The following is a 14,185-nucleotide window of genomic DNA, read 5'->3' as shown; positions in this document are numbered from 1 at the left end:
TGACCCAATATGGAGGAGCGCCAGGACATCACCGTGAACGCGGGCGACATCGCCCGGCTCGCCGGAGTCGGCAGGGCAGCGGTAAGCAACTGGCGCCGCCGCCATGAGGACTTCCCCCAGCCCGTGGGCGGCACCGCCTCCAGCCCTCTCTTCTCCCTGCCCGAAATTGCCGCATGGTTACGTGCAAATGGCAAATCTTTTGAAGTCTCCCTCGGTGACCTGGTCTGGCAGCGGCTGCGGACCTCGGTCGACGACCTGCGCCTGGGAGATCTGGTGGGCAGGGCCGGCGCGTTCCTGCTGTTTCTGCACCGCGAGCCCGGAGCCTGGCGCGATCACGGCACGAGGTCCCTCTCCCGCATGGCCACCGTGACAGCCGATCTTCCCGGCTCCCCCGACCTGCGTCTGGACGACCTCGCCCTCGTCGGGCTGGTCGCCGAGCTGGCCGCCGAGCGCGGGCCGCTGGACGCCTTCGAGTTCCTCTGCGAGCGCTACGTCGAGGCCCACTCCCGCCAGCTCTCGATCACCCGGGACGACGTGGCCGAGCTCATGACCCGGCTCGCCGTCCAGGAGAAGGGGGTCGTCCTCGACCCCGCCTGCGGTGTCGGGACTCTGCTGCTGCACGCGGAGTCCTCACGCGGCCAGGAGATCAACGAGACGAACGCGCTGCTCTCCGCGGTCCGGGTGCTGCTCCGGGGCGCCGAGTCACGGATCGTCGCCGGCGACTCCCTCCGCGAGGACGGCCTGACCGGCGATCTCGCCGACGCCGTGATCTGTGACCCGCCGTTCAACGAGCGCGCGTGGGGTTACGAGGACCTGGCCGCCGACCCCCGCTGGGAGTACGGCCTGCCGCCGCGAGGGGAGTCCGAGCTCGCCTGGGTGCAGCACTGCCTGGCCCACGTGAAGCCGGGAGGTCTGGTGGCGATCCTGATGCCCACCGCGGCGGCCAGCCGCCGTCCCGGCAAGCGGATCCGGGGCAACCTGCTCCGCGCCGGGGCGCTGCGGGCCGTGGTGACGCTGGCGCCCGGCGGCCCCGACCTGTGGGTGCTCCGCCGCCCCAACGGCACGCGGCCCCCGTCCCAGCTCCTGGTGGTGGACGCGAGCGAGGACCTGTCGATCGTGGAGCCCGCCTGGCGCGCCTACGTGGAGAACCCCGAGGCCGAGCTGTCCGGCGACAGCCGTACGGTGCGGATCATCGACCTGCTCGACGACGAGGTGGACCTCAACCCGGCCAGGCATCGCCCGCAGCAGGGGGGCCTGGACTTCCTGCGGGACTTCACCGACGCGCTGGCCAGGTTCAGGGGCACCTCGGCCATGCTGTCGGACGCGCCGCCCTCCCTTGAGCTGCTCGACGAACGGCAGGACCTGCCGACCACCACCATCGGAGAGCTGGCCAAGGCGGGTTTGATCGCCATTCTCCAAGCCCCGCCCAAGATGTCCGCCGATGAGGGTCCTCTCCCGGTTCTGACCGCCGACGACATCGCCGCGGGCACGTCCCCCTCCGGACGGACCACCCTCGATCCGGCCCTGGTCATGATCAAACCCGGTGACGTCGTGACCACCGTGCTGGGCACCGTACGGATGATCACACAGAGCGGTGCGGCGCTCGGCCCGCAGGTCACCCTCTACCGCGTGGACCCGCAGCGGCTCGACTCCGGCTTCCTGGCCGGTTTCCTGCGCTCCGCGGACGGGGCCAGGATCCATCCCAGCTCCAGCCGCCTCGACGTGCGGCGGGCGCGGGTGCCGATGCTGCCCCTGCCCGACCAGCGGCGGTACGGCACGGCGTTCCGCGAGTTGTTCGCATTGGAGGACAGACTGCGCGAGACGAGAACACTGGGAGAAACCCTGATCCGGCTAGGCTTTGACGGACTGGTCGACGGCCATCTCCGGCCGTGCGACCAACGGGTGTGATGCCCGCAAGTCTGGGAGGGTCGATGGTCATCGGAGACCGCTACGAACTCGACGACCTCCCTCTCGGCCAGGGGGGCATGGGCGCCGTCTACGGCGGTCACGACAAGCACCTCGACCGCAGGGTGGCCGTCAAATTCCTGAAGCTTCTCACCGGCCCCGACGAGGAGCTGAACCGGCGCTTCCTGCGCGAGGCCCGCATCCTGGCGAAGCTGGAGCACCCCGGCGCCCCGGTGCTCTACGACTTCGGCACCTTCGACCAGCGGCTGTTCCAGGTGATGCAGTTCATCGAGGGCGTCACCGTGGCCGACCTGGTCAGCGAGCACGGCCCGCTCCCCGTCCCGTGGGCCGCCGCGATCGCGGCCCAGGCCTGCGCCGTCCTGTCGGCCGCCCACGCGCTGTCCATCTACCACCGCGACCTCAAGCCGACGAACCTGATGCTGTGTCCCGACGGGAGCGTCAAGGTCCTGGACTTCGGCCTCGCGATGCTCCGTGAGGCCGACTCCACCCAGTTCACCCGGATCGGCCAGATCCTCGGCACCCCCGCCTACATGGCGCCCGAGCAGATCCAGAGCGGCCTGTCAGGCCCCCGCAGCGACCTCTACGCGCTCGGCTGCGTGATGCACGAGATGCTGACGGGCGAGCAGTTGTTCACCGGACCCACCGAGTACGTCGTGTTCGAGCGCCAGGTGAAGGAGCGCCCGCCCGCGGTCCCCGGCGTCCCCGCCGAGCTGAACCGCCTGATCGAGGATCTCCTGGAGAAGGACCCCGACAACCGGCCCGTGGGCGCCGACGTCCTCTACGAACGCCTGCAGCCCTTCGCCGTGGACCTCCCCATGCTCCCCGGCTTCCTGCACCCGTCGTCGGTCCCCAGCCCCGGCCGGATGTACGCACGCATGGTCGGCCGCGTCCTCGCCTGAGGCGGATCGTCACCATCCGCGGCTGGCAGGCCGCCGCCAAGGTCGGTGCGCGGACCGACGGAGAAGGCGCCGCGGCGTGCGCGGTCGTGCTCGGCGGGCCGGCCCGGCTCGCCGCGCGCGGGGGGCTCAAGGCGCCGATCGCCCGCGCCTGCCCACTGGATCAGGCGCGGGACGCGTTCCGCGAGCCGGAACGGCGGCACGCTCACGGCAAGATCGTGCTCCTTCCCCGGCCGGGGAGGGCACGGCCCGGTCCACTCGTGACCGCTGAGCCCTGAGCCTGGCGCGGACCGCCCAGGCGATGAGGAGCCAGGCCGCGACCAGTGCCGGTCCGGCGACGGCCAGGTGGGTGGTGACCTGCTGGATGATCTCTGGGGCGAGGTGGTAGCTGAGGGTCACCAGCGTCGCCGCCCAGGCGCAGGCGGTGGGCAGGCTCGCGGTCGCGAAGGTGCGGTACGGCATGCCCGCCCAGCCCGCGAGCCGGGGGGTCAGCGTGCGGGCGCTGCCGAACCACTGGCCACCCGCCACCGCCCAGCGCCCGTACTTCCCGAGCAGCTCGCGCGGCCGGTCCCAGCGGCCGGGGGCGAACCGGTGGAAGGAGGGAGCACCCTCGCGGCGCCGCCCCCACAGGTAGGAGATCTGGGTGCCGACCACCGCCGCGCACGCCGCCACCGCGATCGCCCCGCCCAGCGGCACCACGCCCAGATGGGAGAAGTACCCGAGCGCGACGAGCACGCTCGTCCCCGGCAGCGCGACGCCGACCAGCAGTCCGGCCTCGGCCACCAGGAACACCCACGCCACGACCAGCAGCAGCGGCGGGGAGAGCTGGCCGAGCAGGTCAGACATGAACTGCCGGCCTGCGGCACACGTACGTCATCCCCGGGGGCAGGTTCCGCCAGACCGGCCCGGTGGTCAGCACCTCGTCGAAGGCCGACCGCAGCCGCCTGCGGAAGGCCCTGGCCCCGGCGAGCGGTACGGCGTGCAGGTAGGTCACGGTCGTGAACGCTCCCCCGGGGGCGAGCACCCGGCCGATCTCACCGACGATCCGCTCCTGCTGCTCGCCGGGGAACAGCGACCACGGCAACGTGCTGACCACCGCGTCCACCCGGCCGACCCCGGCGGAGGCCAGGAGCTCGCCCAGGTCGGCCGCGTCACCCTGGATGGTCTCCATCCAGGGTTTGGTCCTGCGCAGGTGTGCGACCAGGTCGGGTTCGATCTCCACGGCCAGATGGCGCGATCCGGGAGCCGTCCGCGCCCGGATGGCCTCGCTGATGGAGCCGGTGCCCGGCCCCAGCTCCACCACCACCGGCGTGCCGCTCGTCGGCACCACCGCGGTCAGCGCCCTGGCCAGTGCCGGAGAGCTCGGGGCGATCGCGCCCACCACGCTCTGCTTGCGGAGAGCGACCGCCATGAATGCCCGCAGGTCAGGAACCACCGCTGTCTCGTTCATGGCTCAATGACATCGTCGCGGAGGTGCCGGCCGCAGGACGCCGGAACCTAGTCTTCGGGGTATGCCTGGCCATACCCCGGAAGGGGGTCTGGCCCGCTGGGGGGCACTCCCGCGCAGGCCGTACTGTCATAAGGTGCGATCTCAGGCGGCCTGGCAGGCACTCACCCGGCGAAACCTGCTGGTCACGCTCTGGCCGTGGCGTTCGATCGCCTACCTGATGACGAGCGCCGTCGTCGGCGCGGTCATGCTCGTGGTGGTCCTGGTGTCCCTGATCTCCGGCGCGCTGCTGGCTCTGGTGCTGGTGGGCATCCCGCTGCTGGTCGTGCTGGGACTCAGCGGGATCCCGGTCGGCGCGCTGGAACGGCGCCGCCTGTGGATCATCGACTCGGAGCCGGTGGAATCGCCGCATCGCGTGCCCGACCAACCGGGGCTCGTCGCCTGGGCCCGGCTCCGGTTCAGTGAGCAGGCCACCTGGCGGGAGCTGGCCTACACCGGCCTGCTGATCACCGTGCTCTGGCCGATGGAACTCCTGGCCGTGGTGTACGGAATCGCCGGGCCCATGCTGGCCATGTACTCACCCATAGCGCTGGAGGAATCGGGCGAGTTCAGGCTGCTCAAGTTCTGGCTGATCGACAGCTATCCCGAGGCGTTCGCCGCGGCGCTGCTGGGAGCCGTCCTGCTCGCCCTCTTCATCTATCCGCTGACGGCGCTGGCGGTGCTCCACGGCATACTGGCCCGGTTGCTGCTCGGCGCGCGGGAGACCGACGAGGCGCAGCGGGTCATCGAGCTCACCCGGTCCAGGACCCGGCTGGTCGAGGCCTTCGAGGCCGAACGGCGGCGGATCGAGCGGGACCTGCACGACGGCGCCCAGCAGCGGCTGGTCTCGCTGACCATGACGCTCGGCCTGGCCAAGCTCACCCGCGGGGACGAGAGGACCGACCTCGTCCACAAGGCGCACGGGCAGGCGAAGCTCGCGCTGGCCGAGATCCGCGACCTGATCAGGGGGATCCACCCGCAGATCCTGACCGACCGGGGGCTGCCCGCGGCCGTCGCCGACGTCGCCGACCGCTCCCCCGTCCCCGTCGAGGTCTCCATGACGCTCCCGTCGCGGCTGCCCGAGGCGGTGGAGGCCACCGCCTACTTCGTGGTGTCGGAGGCGCTGGCGAACACGGCCAGGCACAGCGACGCCCGGCAGGCCTCCGTGACAGGCCGGATGGACGGCGACCGCCTCGTGGTGGAGATCGGCGACGACGGCGTGGGCGGCGCCGACGCGGCGGCCGGGACCGGCCTGGCGGGGCTGGCCGACCGCGTCTCGGTGGTGAACGGCAGACTGATGCTTTCCAGCCCGGTCGGCGGCCCGACCCTGCTCCGTGTGGAGATCCCTTGCGCATCGATCGATCCCTCAAGGTAGTCATCGCCGAGGACGGCGTGCTGTTGCGCGAAGGGCTGGCCGGGCTGCTCACGCGGTTCGGGCATCAGGTGGTGGCCACGGTGGGCGACGCCGGGAAACTCATGGAGGCGGTGCGCGAGCACGCTCCGGACGTCGTCGTGACCGACGTCCGGATGCCGCCGGACTTCACCGACGAGGGGCTCCGGGCCGCGGTCGCCCTCCGCGCGGAGAATCCGCGCCTGCCCGTCCTCGTGCTGAGCCAGTACGTCGAGCAGACCTACGCGACCGAACTCCTGGACTCCGGTGACGGCACCGGGATCGGCTACCTGCTCAAGGACCGGATCGGCGACGTGGAGGAGTTCGTCGACGCGCTGCTCAACGTGGTCGGCGGCGGTACGGTCGTGGACCCCGAGGTGGTCAGGCAGTTGCTGCGCCGCCGCCGCGACCCGCTGGCGCGGCTGTCTCCCCGGGAGCGGGAGGTCCTGGCGCTGATGGCCGAGGGCCGGTCCAACGCGGCCGTCGCCAGGGCGCTCGTGGTGTCGGAGGCCGCGGTGGGCAAGCACATCGGCAACATCCTGACCAAGCTCGACCTGCCCCCGGCCGAGGACGACCACCGGCGGGTGCTGGCCGTGGTCACCTACCTGAGGGGGTAGACAGAGATCCACGTGCCGAGCGCGTCAGGTTTCCGCGCGCCGGCCTCGACGAAGGAGAACGCCGAGGCCGGCGTCCTCCCGTCGTGAGAAAGAATGCCGTCCATGGAAGAACGATGGATCGAGGTGGCCGACCGGGTACTGGTCCGGCGGTATGCCGAGCTGGACCTGTCGGTCGGCCTCGTCTTGGGTGACGGCGGCTGCCTGGTGATCGATACGCGAGGGGACGAGCGGCAGGGGGCGGAGCTCGCCTCACAGGTGCGGCGGATCACCCGCGATCCGTGGACGGTGGTGCTCACTCACTCGCACTTCGACCACAGCTTCGGCACGCGGGCGTTCCTGGAATGTCCCGTCTGGGCGCATGAGGGCTGCCGCACCGATCTGATCGAGAACGGAGAGACGACGCGGGAGGCCTGGAGGCTGCGTTACCTGACGGAGGAGCAGGCCGGCATCGCCGACGACATCGCGAAAACGGAGATCGTGCTGCCGGACCGTCTCGTGACCGATCGGGCGGAGCTGGTCGCCGGCGGGCGCCGGGTCGTCCTGACCCACTTCGGCCGCGGCCATTCCAGCAACGACCTGGTGGTCCACGTGCCGGACGCCGGCGTGGTGTTCGCCGGCGACCTGGTGGAGAACGGCGCCCCACCGGCGTACGGGGACGCCTACCCGCTCGAATGGCCGGGGACGGTCGACGGCGTGCTCGGGCTCGCCGGTGACGGCACCGTGGTGCCGGGACACGGTGACCCGGTGGACCGCGCGTTCGTCGTCACCCAGCGCGCCGAGATCGGCGCGGTCGCGGAGCTGTGCGAGGAGGTGGCCGCCGGCCGGATGAGCGTCCAGGACGCCGTACGGCTGTCGCCCTATCCCGAGGAGACCACCAGCCTCGCGATCCACCGATCGCGGGCCGGGTCCGGCGAGTCCGAAACCTGATCCCTCGCAGGCCGGGGAGAGCCGGCCGACGCCCGAACGATCAGGGGCCCGCCCCGTACCCGGCGGAGAAACCGGGTGGGTCCGGAGGCCGTTTCCCGGATGGGCGTGCCCTGGAGACGGAAGCAGGGGTCGCGGTCCTTCAGGTGCGAACCAATCCGGTGAGGTAACTCGTCAGGGAGTCCAGATCCTTGAGGAACCAGGTGTCGCCCCCGAACTCGATGAAGACGTCCAGCTCGGCCTCGATGGCGTCGACCAGCCGCACCATGGCGATCGAGGTGATCCCCAGGGCGACGAACGGGGAGTCCGCGCTCAGGATCTCCTCGGCGGAGACCTCCCCGTCGCTGGCCGCGGCCAGTGCCCCGGCCAGCCACTCCCTCATCGGGGTCCCGGAAGGCGAGATGCCTTCCGTCCCGGCCGCATCGGTCGCGCCGGCCGCGTCGACCTGATCGATCTGACTGGCCTGACCGGCTGAACCCGCCTGACCGACCTGATCGACCTGATCGGCTGAACCCGCCTGACCAACCTGACCGACCTGACCGGCTGAACCCGCCTGACCAACCTGACCGACCTGACCGACCTGACCGACCTGACCGACCTGACCGACCTGACCGACCGAGCCTGCTTGATCGACCGAGCCTGCGATGTCCAGATGACTCATATTTTCTCCTTGGCGACGTCGACCGTCACCCGCTGGGTGTCTTCAATGACGTTCTTCTCCGCCGGACGCGGAGTCCTTCCGGCGATCGCCTCGACCCCGACGAGGTCGTCGGCGATCGCGTCCGGGATGTCACGGTCGAAGCCGGAGAGCGAGCGCGTCCGCAGGGCGATGAGGGCCGTGCCGACGATGCCCATCGCGAAGAGGACGTACATGAAACCGATCCCCCGTCCCGGTCCGGTGCCGACGAGCGCCCCGGCGGTCGAGGCCAGCGTGCCGCCGTCGGCGAGCATGGGCTCCAGCAGCGCGCTGACCCCCGGGGCCACGAGGCCGAACCCGATCGGCAGCGTGGACCACGAGATCACCGTGTTCAGCGCGAAGACCCGGCCGTGGAAGCGCTGGGGGACCTTCACCTGGACGATCGTCGCGTAGATGCCGTTGAGCAGCGTCAGGCACAGGGCCATCCCGAACGCCCCGACGGTGATCACGACGAGGTCGGCCCGCAGTCCGGTGACCGCGGAGCACGCTCCCAGCGCCAGGGTGCAGAGCAGCACACCGCGCATCCGCAGGCGGCGCGGCCCACCCCACAGGCTCATGATCAGGCCGCCGAGGAACCCGGCCGCCCCGGAGGCGAAGGCGACCCGGCCGGTGTCGTCCAGGGTCGCGAACGACAGCACCAGCGGTGTGACCATCAGGAACAGAGGCGAGAGGAAGACGTTCAGCCCGGCGAAGAAGAACAGCATGGCCCTGAAACCGGGGTTCCCCCAGGAGTAGCGGAAGCCCTCTGCTATCTCCGCGAGGAGTGTCTCCCTGCGCCGCCAGGCCATCGTGACGGGGAACCGTACGAGGAGTAGCGTGCCGATCGCGATGCCGTAGCTGGCGACGTCGAACAGGACGATGCCCTCCAGCCCGATCGTGGCCATGAGACCGACCGCGATCAGGGGGACCAGGAGCTGCGACGAGGAGTTGACCATCTGGACGACGCCGTTGGCGTGGCCGAGAAAACGTTTGGGCACCAGCTGCGCGACCGCCGACCCGTAGGCCAGCCGCTGGAAGGTCAGCGCCACCGACAACATCACCAGCGGCAGGTAGACGTGCCAGACCTCAAGGTTTCCCGTCCACAGCAGCACACCGAGTACGAGCTGGCTGCCCGCGGCCCCGATGTCCCCCGCCAGCATCACCCGGCGCCGGTCCATCCGGTCGACGATCGCACCCGCGAACGGCGCCACGAGCAGGCCGGGCACCAGGGCGAGTACGGCGAACAGCGCGAAGCTCGCGACGGACCCGGTGGTCTGGTAGATCCAGATCGGCACCGCGAACTCGGTGAGGGACGAGCCGATGATCGACACGAGCTGTCCGGCCGCCACGGCCGCGAACCGGCCCATCCCGGGTTCCGGCGCCCGGGACGCGGCGGGATCCCGCTGCCCGTACCGGGACACTCCCGCCAGCCACCACGTCGCGCCTTCGCTCCGGGCGGGGATGCCGGAGGTCCCCTGCGTCTCCAGAGGCGTCGAGCCGCCCGCCGATGACGCGAAATCCCCCGGGTCGTCCAGAGCCGACCGAGGCCTCGCGGCCTCCGGGGCCACTGAGTTGCCTGAGGTCGCCCGCGGGGCGAGAGACCCCGAGCTGCCCAGAGCCGCCTGGGACACGGTGCTCTCTGGCACCTTCGAGCCGCCCGCCGATGACTCGAAATCCCCCGGGTCGTCCAGGGCCGCCCGCGACACCGTGGTCTCTGGAACCTTCAGGCCCTCCGAGCCGGCGGGGATCTCCGGGGTCCACGAGGGGAGTGCACGAGGAGTCTCGACGAGGATCCGCGCGAGTTCCGCAGCTCGGTATTTCAGGAAGAAGTGCCCGGCCTCACTCATGACGACGAGCGCGGAGGTGTCCGCCAGGAAGTGCCACTCGCGGTAGCGCTCCTCGTGGAACTCCGTGGCGGGGTCGCGGTCGCCGGCCACGGTGACCAGCGGGGCGCGCAGCCGCGTCACGTCCGCGCCGAGGATGCCGGTGAAGTACTCCTCGGCGCGCTCCGCCTCCCTGCGCATGTTCCGCACGATCCGTACGGCGTGCTCGGGTTCGAGGTCGCTCAGGTCCACGCCCATGGAGGCGAGCCAGTTGCCGTAGGCGCGGTCGGAGGAGACGGCGGCGGCTCGTGCGAGCCTGGCCAGCCCGCGCATCACCCTGCCGGTGGGCCGGCTGAAGGGGAAGGCCGCGCCGATGAAAACGGCCTCCAGCTCACGTCCGGCGGCCTCGACGCGGCGGGCTATCTCCACGGTGAGCGCCGACCCGACGCTGCTCTGCCCGTACAGGACCAGCGGACCGCGCACCCGCCGGAGGATCTCCTCGGTGCAGAGCTCGGCCAGCTCCTCAAAGGGCAGCGCGTCCTCCTCGAGTCCCAGGTCGTTCCCGGGGATCGCGAGCGAGAGCAGCCGGTGGGAGGGCGGCAGCGCATCGGCCAGCGGCCGGTACACCACCGCGCTGCCCCCGCCGTAGGGCACGCAGACGTAGGTGACGACCTCGGTGCCCGGACGCTGGACCGGGGTGAGCTCGTGCAGCAGCGGGCGTGCCGATGCGCCGTCGGGTTCACCGCCTGACGCTCCTCCGGGGCGCTCGACCAGCGCGGCGAGCCCTCGCACCGTGGGGTGCTGGAACAGGTCCATCAGGGACACGCCGCCGCCCAGCTCGCGGCGCATCCTGGCGATCGCCTTCGTCGCCGACAGCGAGTGTCCCCCGAGCTCGAAGAAGTCGTCCTCCGCCCCGATCTCGGCGATCCCGAGCACCTGCGACCAGATCCCGGCGATGACGCGCTCGACCGGCGTGACGGGAACGGCCGCCGACTCGTCCCGCGCCATCCGGGGCGCGGGGAGCGCGCGCGTGTCGAGCTTGCCGTTGGGGGTCAGGGGCAGCCGGTCGAGCAGCACCACCGCCTTCGGCACCATGTACGCGGGGACGGCGGACGCCAGCCACTCGCGCAACTCAAGCGGTTCGCGCGGCTCGCGTGATCTGTGCGACTCGCCGTTCTCGCCGAGTTCACGGCTCTCGTCGAACCCACGGCGCTTGCCGAGCTCACGGTGTTCGTTGAGCCCGTCGGGTCCGGCGCGTTCGTCGAGCTCACGGTGCTCGTCGGTTCCTGCGTGTTCGGCGTCTCTCACGACGTAGGCGACCAGCGCCCCGTCGTCCACGACGACGACCGCCTGCGCCACGCCGGGAGCCTCAAGCAGGCGGGCCTCTATCTCGCCGAGCTCGATCCGGTAGCCGCGCAGCTTCACCTGGCTGTCGAGGCGGCCGAGGAACTCCAGCTGACCGTCCGGCCGCCAGCGGGCCCGGTCTCCGGTGCGATAGAGGAGGCCCTCGCCGTACGGATCGGTCACGAACCGCTCGGCGGTGAGCTCGGGCCGGTTCAGGTAGCCGCGGGCCAGGCCCGCGCCTCCGATGTACAGCTCGCCGGGTGTCCCCGCCGGGACCAGTCCCCTCCGCTCGTCGAGCACATACACGGAGGTCTCCGCGATGGGACGGCCGATGGGCGGACGCTCGTCGGAGTCGCGGAGCTCCGCACAGGTGGCGATGATCGTCGCCTCGGTAGGTCCGTAGGTGTTGACCAGCCGGACCCGTCCCCCGAAGCGCCGGTGCCAGGCCCGGACCGCCTGCGGTTGCGCCTGGTCGGCCCCCAGCACCGTCAGGCGCAGCCCGGGTGGCCAGGCGACGGCGTCGATGTCGGCGACCAGCTCGTGCCAGTACGGCGTGGGCAGGTCGAGCACGGTCAGCCGGGCGCCCTCGGCGCTCGCGAGGAAGTCCGGCAGGAACTCGCCCCCGCCGGGCAGCAGCGTGAGCGCCGCGCCAGCCGCCAGGCACGGGTAGACCTCCTCCGCGTGGGTGTCGAAGCTGACCGAGGCGAACTGGAGCACCCGGTCGGCCGGGCTCAGACCGTACTCCTCGCGCATCCAGCCGACCCGGGCCGCCAGCGCCCGGTGCGTGACGACCACACCCTTGGGCCTGCCCGTCGAACCCGAGGTGTAGATGACGTACGCGGCTCGGTCGGGAGCGGAGGCGGGCAGCTCTGCCGCGCTCTCTCTCGGCTCGTCGCTGGGGTCGAGCCGCCGGATCTCCGGCAGGCGCGCGCCCGTGGCGGCGGGGGCGACCAGGATTCCGGCCGCGCTGTCGGCGAGCATGTAGGTCAGCCGGTCGTCCGGGTAGGCCGGATCGAGCGGCAGGTAGGCGGCGCCCGCCTTCCACACCGCGAGCAGCGTGACGATCAGATCAGGCGAACGGTCCAGGCAGACTCCGACGATCGACTCGGGCCCGGCGCCCGCCTCGCGCAGCGCCCGCGCGAGCCGGTCGGACCGCCCGTCCAGCTCCGCGTAGGTCAGCTCGACGCCCTCGTGGCTCAGCGCCGTCCTCCCCGGGGCCGCCGCCGTCGCGGCGGCGATCAGCTCGGGTACGGTCTCCCGCTGAAGCTCAGGTGCGGTCTCTCGCTGAAGTTCAGGTGCAGTCTCTCGCTGAAGCCCGGGTACGGTCTCTCGCTGAAGCTCAGGTGCGATTTTCTGTTGAAGCTCAGGTGCGGTCTTCTCCTGAAGCCCGGGTATGGTCTCCCGCTGAAGCCTGCCGGGACCGGTGCTCCAGCCCAGGATCCGTTCCCGCTCGTCCTCGCCCAGCAGGTCGATCTCGGACAGTCGGATGTCTGGATCGTCGGCCACCGCGCGGAGCAGCCGGACGAACCGGTCGGCCAGCGCCTCGACCGTGGACCGGTCGAACAGGTCGGTCCGGTATCCGAACCCGAGGGTCAGGCCGTCGGCGCCGCGCCAGGCTTCCAGCGTCACCTCGAACTTGGCCGCCCGGTATCCGGTGTCGAACCCCTCGACCTCGATGTCCCGCATCGGGAGCACCTGATCGGGGTCGTTCTGGCTGTGCAGGATGAGCATGGTCTGGAAGAGGGGCGAGCGGCTGAGGTCGCGTTCGATCCTGAGATCGGTCATGACCCTCTCGAACGGGATCTCCTGGTGACTGAAGGCGTCCACCGCGGTGGACCGGGTACGGCCCAGCAGTTCCCTGAAGGTCGGGTCCCCCGACAGGTCGCCGCGGAGCACGAGGGTGTTGAGGAAGTAACCGATCAGCGGTTCGAGCTCGACGTGGGGCCGCCCGCCGATGGGCGAGCCGACGCAGATGTCCTGCTGTCCCGTGTGGCGCATGAGCAGCGTCTGGTAGGCGGCGAGCAGCGCCATGAACAGCGTGCCGCCCTCCGCGATCGCGAGCCGTTCCAGGCGGGCGGTCACCTCTGCGTCGACGCCGCCGGTCAGGGTGTCGCCCTCGGAGGTGTGCACGGCGGGGCGTGGCCGGTCCGTGGGCAGCTCCAGGATCGGGGCGCCGGCGAGCTGCTCACTCCAGTAGTCCAGCGAGCGTCGCGCGCTCTCCCCCTGAAGCTCACCGCGCTGCCAGATCGTGTAGTCCGCGTACTGGATGGGCAGCGGCCCCAGTGGCGACGGCTCGCCTGCGAGAAAGGCGCCGTAGAGAACGGCGAGCTCGCGCAGGAGCAGGTTGATGGAGACCCCGTCGGCGATGATGTGGTGGCACACCACGCTCAGCACGTGGTCGTCGTCGCCGAGACGGAGCAGCGTGATCCGCAGCGGTGGTCCGGCCGTCAGGTCGAAGGGAGTGGAGACGCGCTCCGCGATCACGGCCGGGGCCTCGTCCTCGGAGACGTCCAGGCACTCGAACGGCGCGGGCCCCGGCTCCTCGACAACCTGGACCGGGCCCGCGTCCATGTTGGCGTTGTCCATGTCGGCCGCGCCAGCCGGGTCGTCTATGCCGACTGTTCTGTCCACGTCGGCCGCGTCAGCCGGGTCGGCTGCGTTGTCCGTGTCGGCCGCGTCAGCCAGGTTGTCCATGCCGACTGCGGTGTCCGGGTCAGCCGCGTCAACTGGGTCGTTCATGCCGACTGCGGTGTCCGTGTCGACCGCGTCAGCCGGGTCGTCCGTACCGGCTGCGTTGCCCGTGCCGACCGCGTCGTCCATGCCACGGAACCGGGTACGCAGCATCTCGTGCCTGGCCACGATCTCGTCGAACGCCCGGCGCAGGACCGCGACGTCCAGCGGGCCGCGCCACCGCTGAGCGAGGGACATGGCGAACGAGGTGTCCTCGGGGTCGAGCTGGCCGAGGAACCAGATCCGTTCCTGTCCCGACGAGAGAGGGAGGATCTCCGTCTCCGGCGGACGCGGGGAGATCGACGGCGGAGCGACTGCGGCGCCGCGCCGTAGTCGCTGGGCCAGCAGCGCCTGTTTGGCGGGCGACAGCATG

The 14,185-nt window shown here is 71.2% G+C and carries 9 protein-coding genes and 1 pseudogene; 6 read left to right on the top strand and 4 right to left on the bottom strand.

The genetic code is table 11. The features are described from left to right. Positions 1 to 9: 9 nt before the first annotated feature. The 3 genes and pseudogenes from DKM19_RS06335 to DKM19_RS52910 all read left to right on the top strand — a co-directional run. On the top strand, positions 10 to 1,908 hold the full coding sequence (locus DKM19_RS06335; protein ID WP_110694901.1) for an N-6 DNA methylase: 1,899 nt from the start codon (positions 10 to 12) through the stop codon (positions 1,906 to 1,908). A 23-nt stretch (positions 1,909 to 1,931) separates the two neighbouring features. Further along, entirely contained in the window at positions 1,932 to 2,825 is an 894-nt protein-coding gene (locus DKM19_RS06330) for a serine/threonine-protein kinase (protein WP_110694900.1), read from the top strand. An 86-nt stretch (positions 2,826 to 2,911) separates the two neighbouring features. Next, positions 2,912 to 2,989 (top strand): annotated as a pseudogene (locus DKM19_RS52910) (hypothetical protein); the annotation flags it as partial. On the opposite strand, the gene DKM19_RS06320 reads toward DKM19_RS52910, so the two are convergent. Together DKM19_RS06320 and DKM19_RS06315 are read right to left on the bottom strand one after the other, a co-directional pair. After that, positions 2,952 to 3,668 (bottom strand): DedA family protein, encoded by a 717-nt coding sequence (locus tag DKM19_RS06320; protein ID WP_110694898.1) that lies wholly within the window; start codon positions 3,666 to 3,668, stop codon positions 2,952 to 2,954. The pseudogene DKM19_RS52910 and the gene DKM19_RS06320 sit on opposite strands and share 38 nt — an antisense overlap. Beyond that, positions 3,661 to 4,272: a class I SAM-dependent methyltransferase gene (locus tag DKM19_RS06315; protein ID WP_110694897.1), complete on the bottom strand. Its 612-nt coding sequence runs from the start codon at positions 4,270 to 4,272 to the stop codon at positions 3,661 to 3,663. Before DKM19_RS06315 ends, DKM19_RS06320 begins: the two co-directional genes overlap by 8 nt. A gap of 133 nt (positions 4,273 to 4,405) precedes the next feature. Here DKM19_RS06315 and DKM19_RS06310 point away from each other — a divergent pair, with 133 nt between their 5' ends. From DKM19_RS06310 to DKM19_RS06300, 3 genes are all read left to right on the top strand, one after another. Continuing rightward, entirely contained in the window at positions 4,406 to 5,683 is a 1,278-nt protein-coding gene (locus DKM19_RS06310; protein ID WP_239514112.1) for a sensor histidine kinase, read from the top strand. Continuing rightward, positions 5,656 to 6,315: a response regulator transcription factor gene (locus DKM19_RS06305; protein ID WP_204358676.1), complete on the top strand. Its 660-nt coding sequence runs from the start codon at positions 5,656 to 5,658 to the stop codon at positions 6,313 to 6,315. The genes DKM19_RS06310 and DKM19_RS06305 overlap by 28 nt, the downstream gene beginning before the upstream one ends. 102 nt (positions 6,316 to 6,417) lie before the next feature. After that, positions 6,418 to 7,242, top strand: a complete 825-nt coding sequence (locus DKM19_RS06300; protein ID WP_239514111.1) for an MBL fold metallo-hydrolase — start codon at positions 6,418 to 6,420, stop codon at positions 7,240 to 7,242. A gap of 139 nt (positions 7,243 to 7,381) precedes the next feature. Here the strand turns inward: DKM19_RS06300 and DKM19_RS06295 are convergent, their stop codons facing one another. Both DKM19_RS06295 and DKM19_RS06290 read right to left on the bottom strand, forming a co-directional pair. Continuing rightward, positions 7,382 to 7,900 carry an acyl carrier protein gene (locus tag DKM19_RS06295; RefSeq protein ID WP_110694894.1) on the bottom strand — a complete coding sequence of 173 codons (519 nt, stop codon included), beginning with the start codon at positions 7,898 to 7,900 and terminating at the stop codon, positions 7,382 to 7,384. After that, positions 7,897 to 14,184, bottom strand: coding sequence for a non-ribosomal peptide synthetase/MFS transporter (locus DKM19_RS06290; RefSeq protein WP_239514415.1), 6,288 nt, complete (start codon positions 14,182 to 14,184; stop codon positions 7,897 to 7,899). Before DKM19_RS06290 ends, DKM19_RS06295 begins: the two co-directional genes overlap by 4 nt. Position 14,185: the final 1 nt, after the last annotated feature.

Origin of the sequence: Streptosporangium sp. 'caverna', from assembly GCF_003203775.1 — a bacterium.
In the GTDB taxonomy this organism is placed as follows: domain Bacteria; phylum Actinomycetota; class Actinomycetes; order Streptosporangiales; family Streptosporangiaceae; genus Streptosporangium; species Streptosporangium subroseum.
This window is presented reverse-complemented; position numbering and strand designations above follow the sequence as displayed.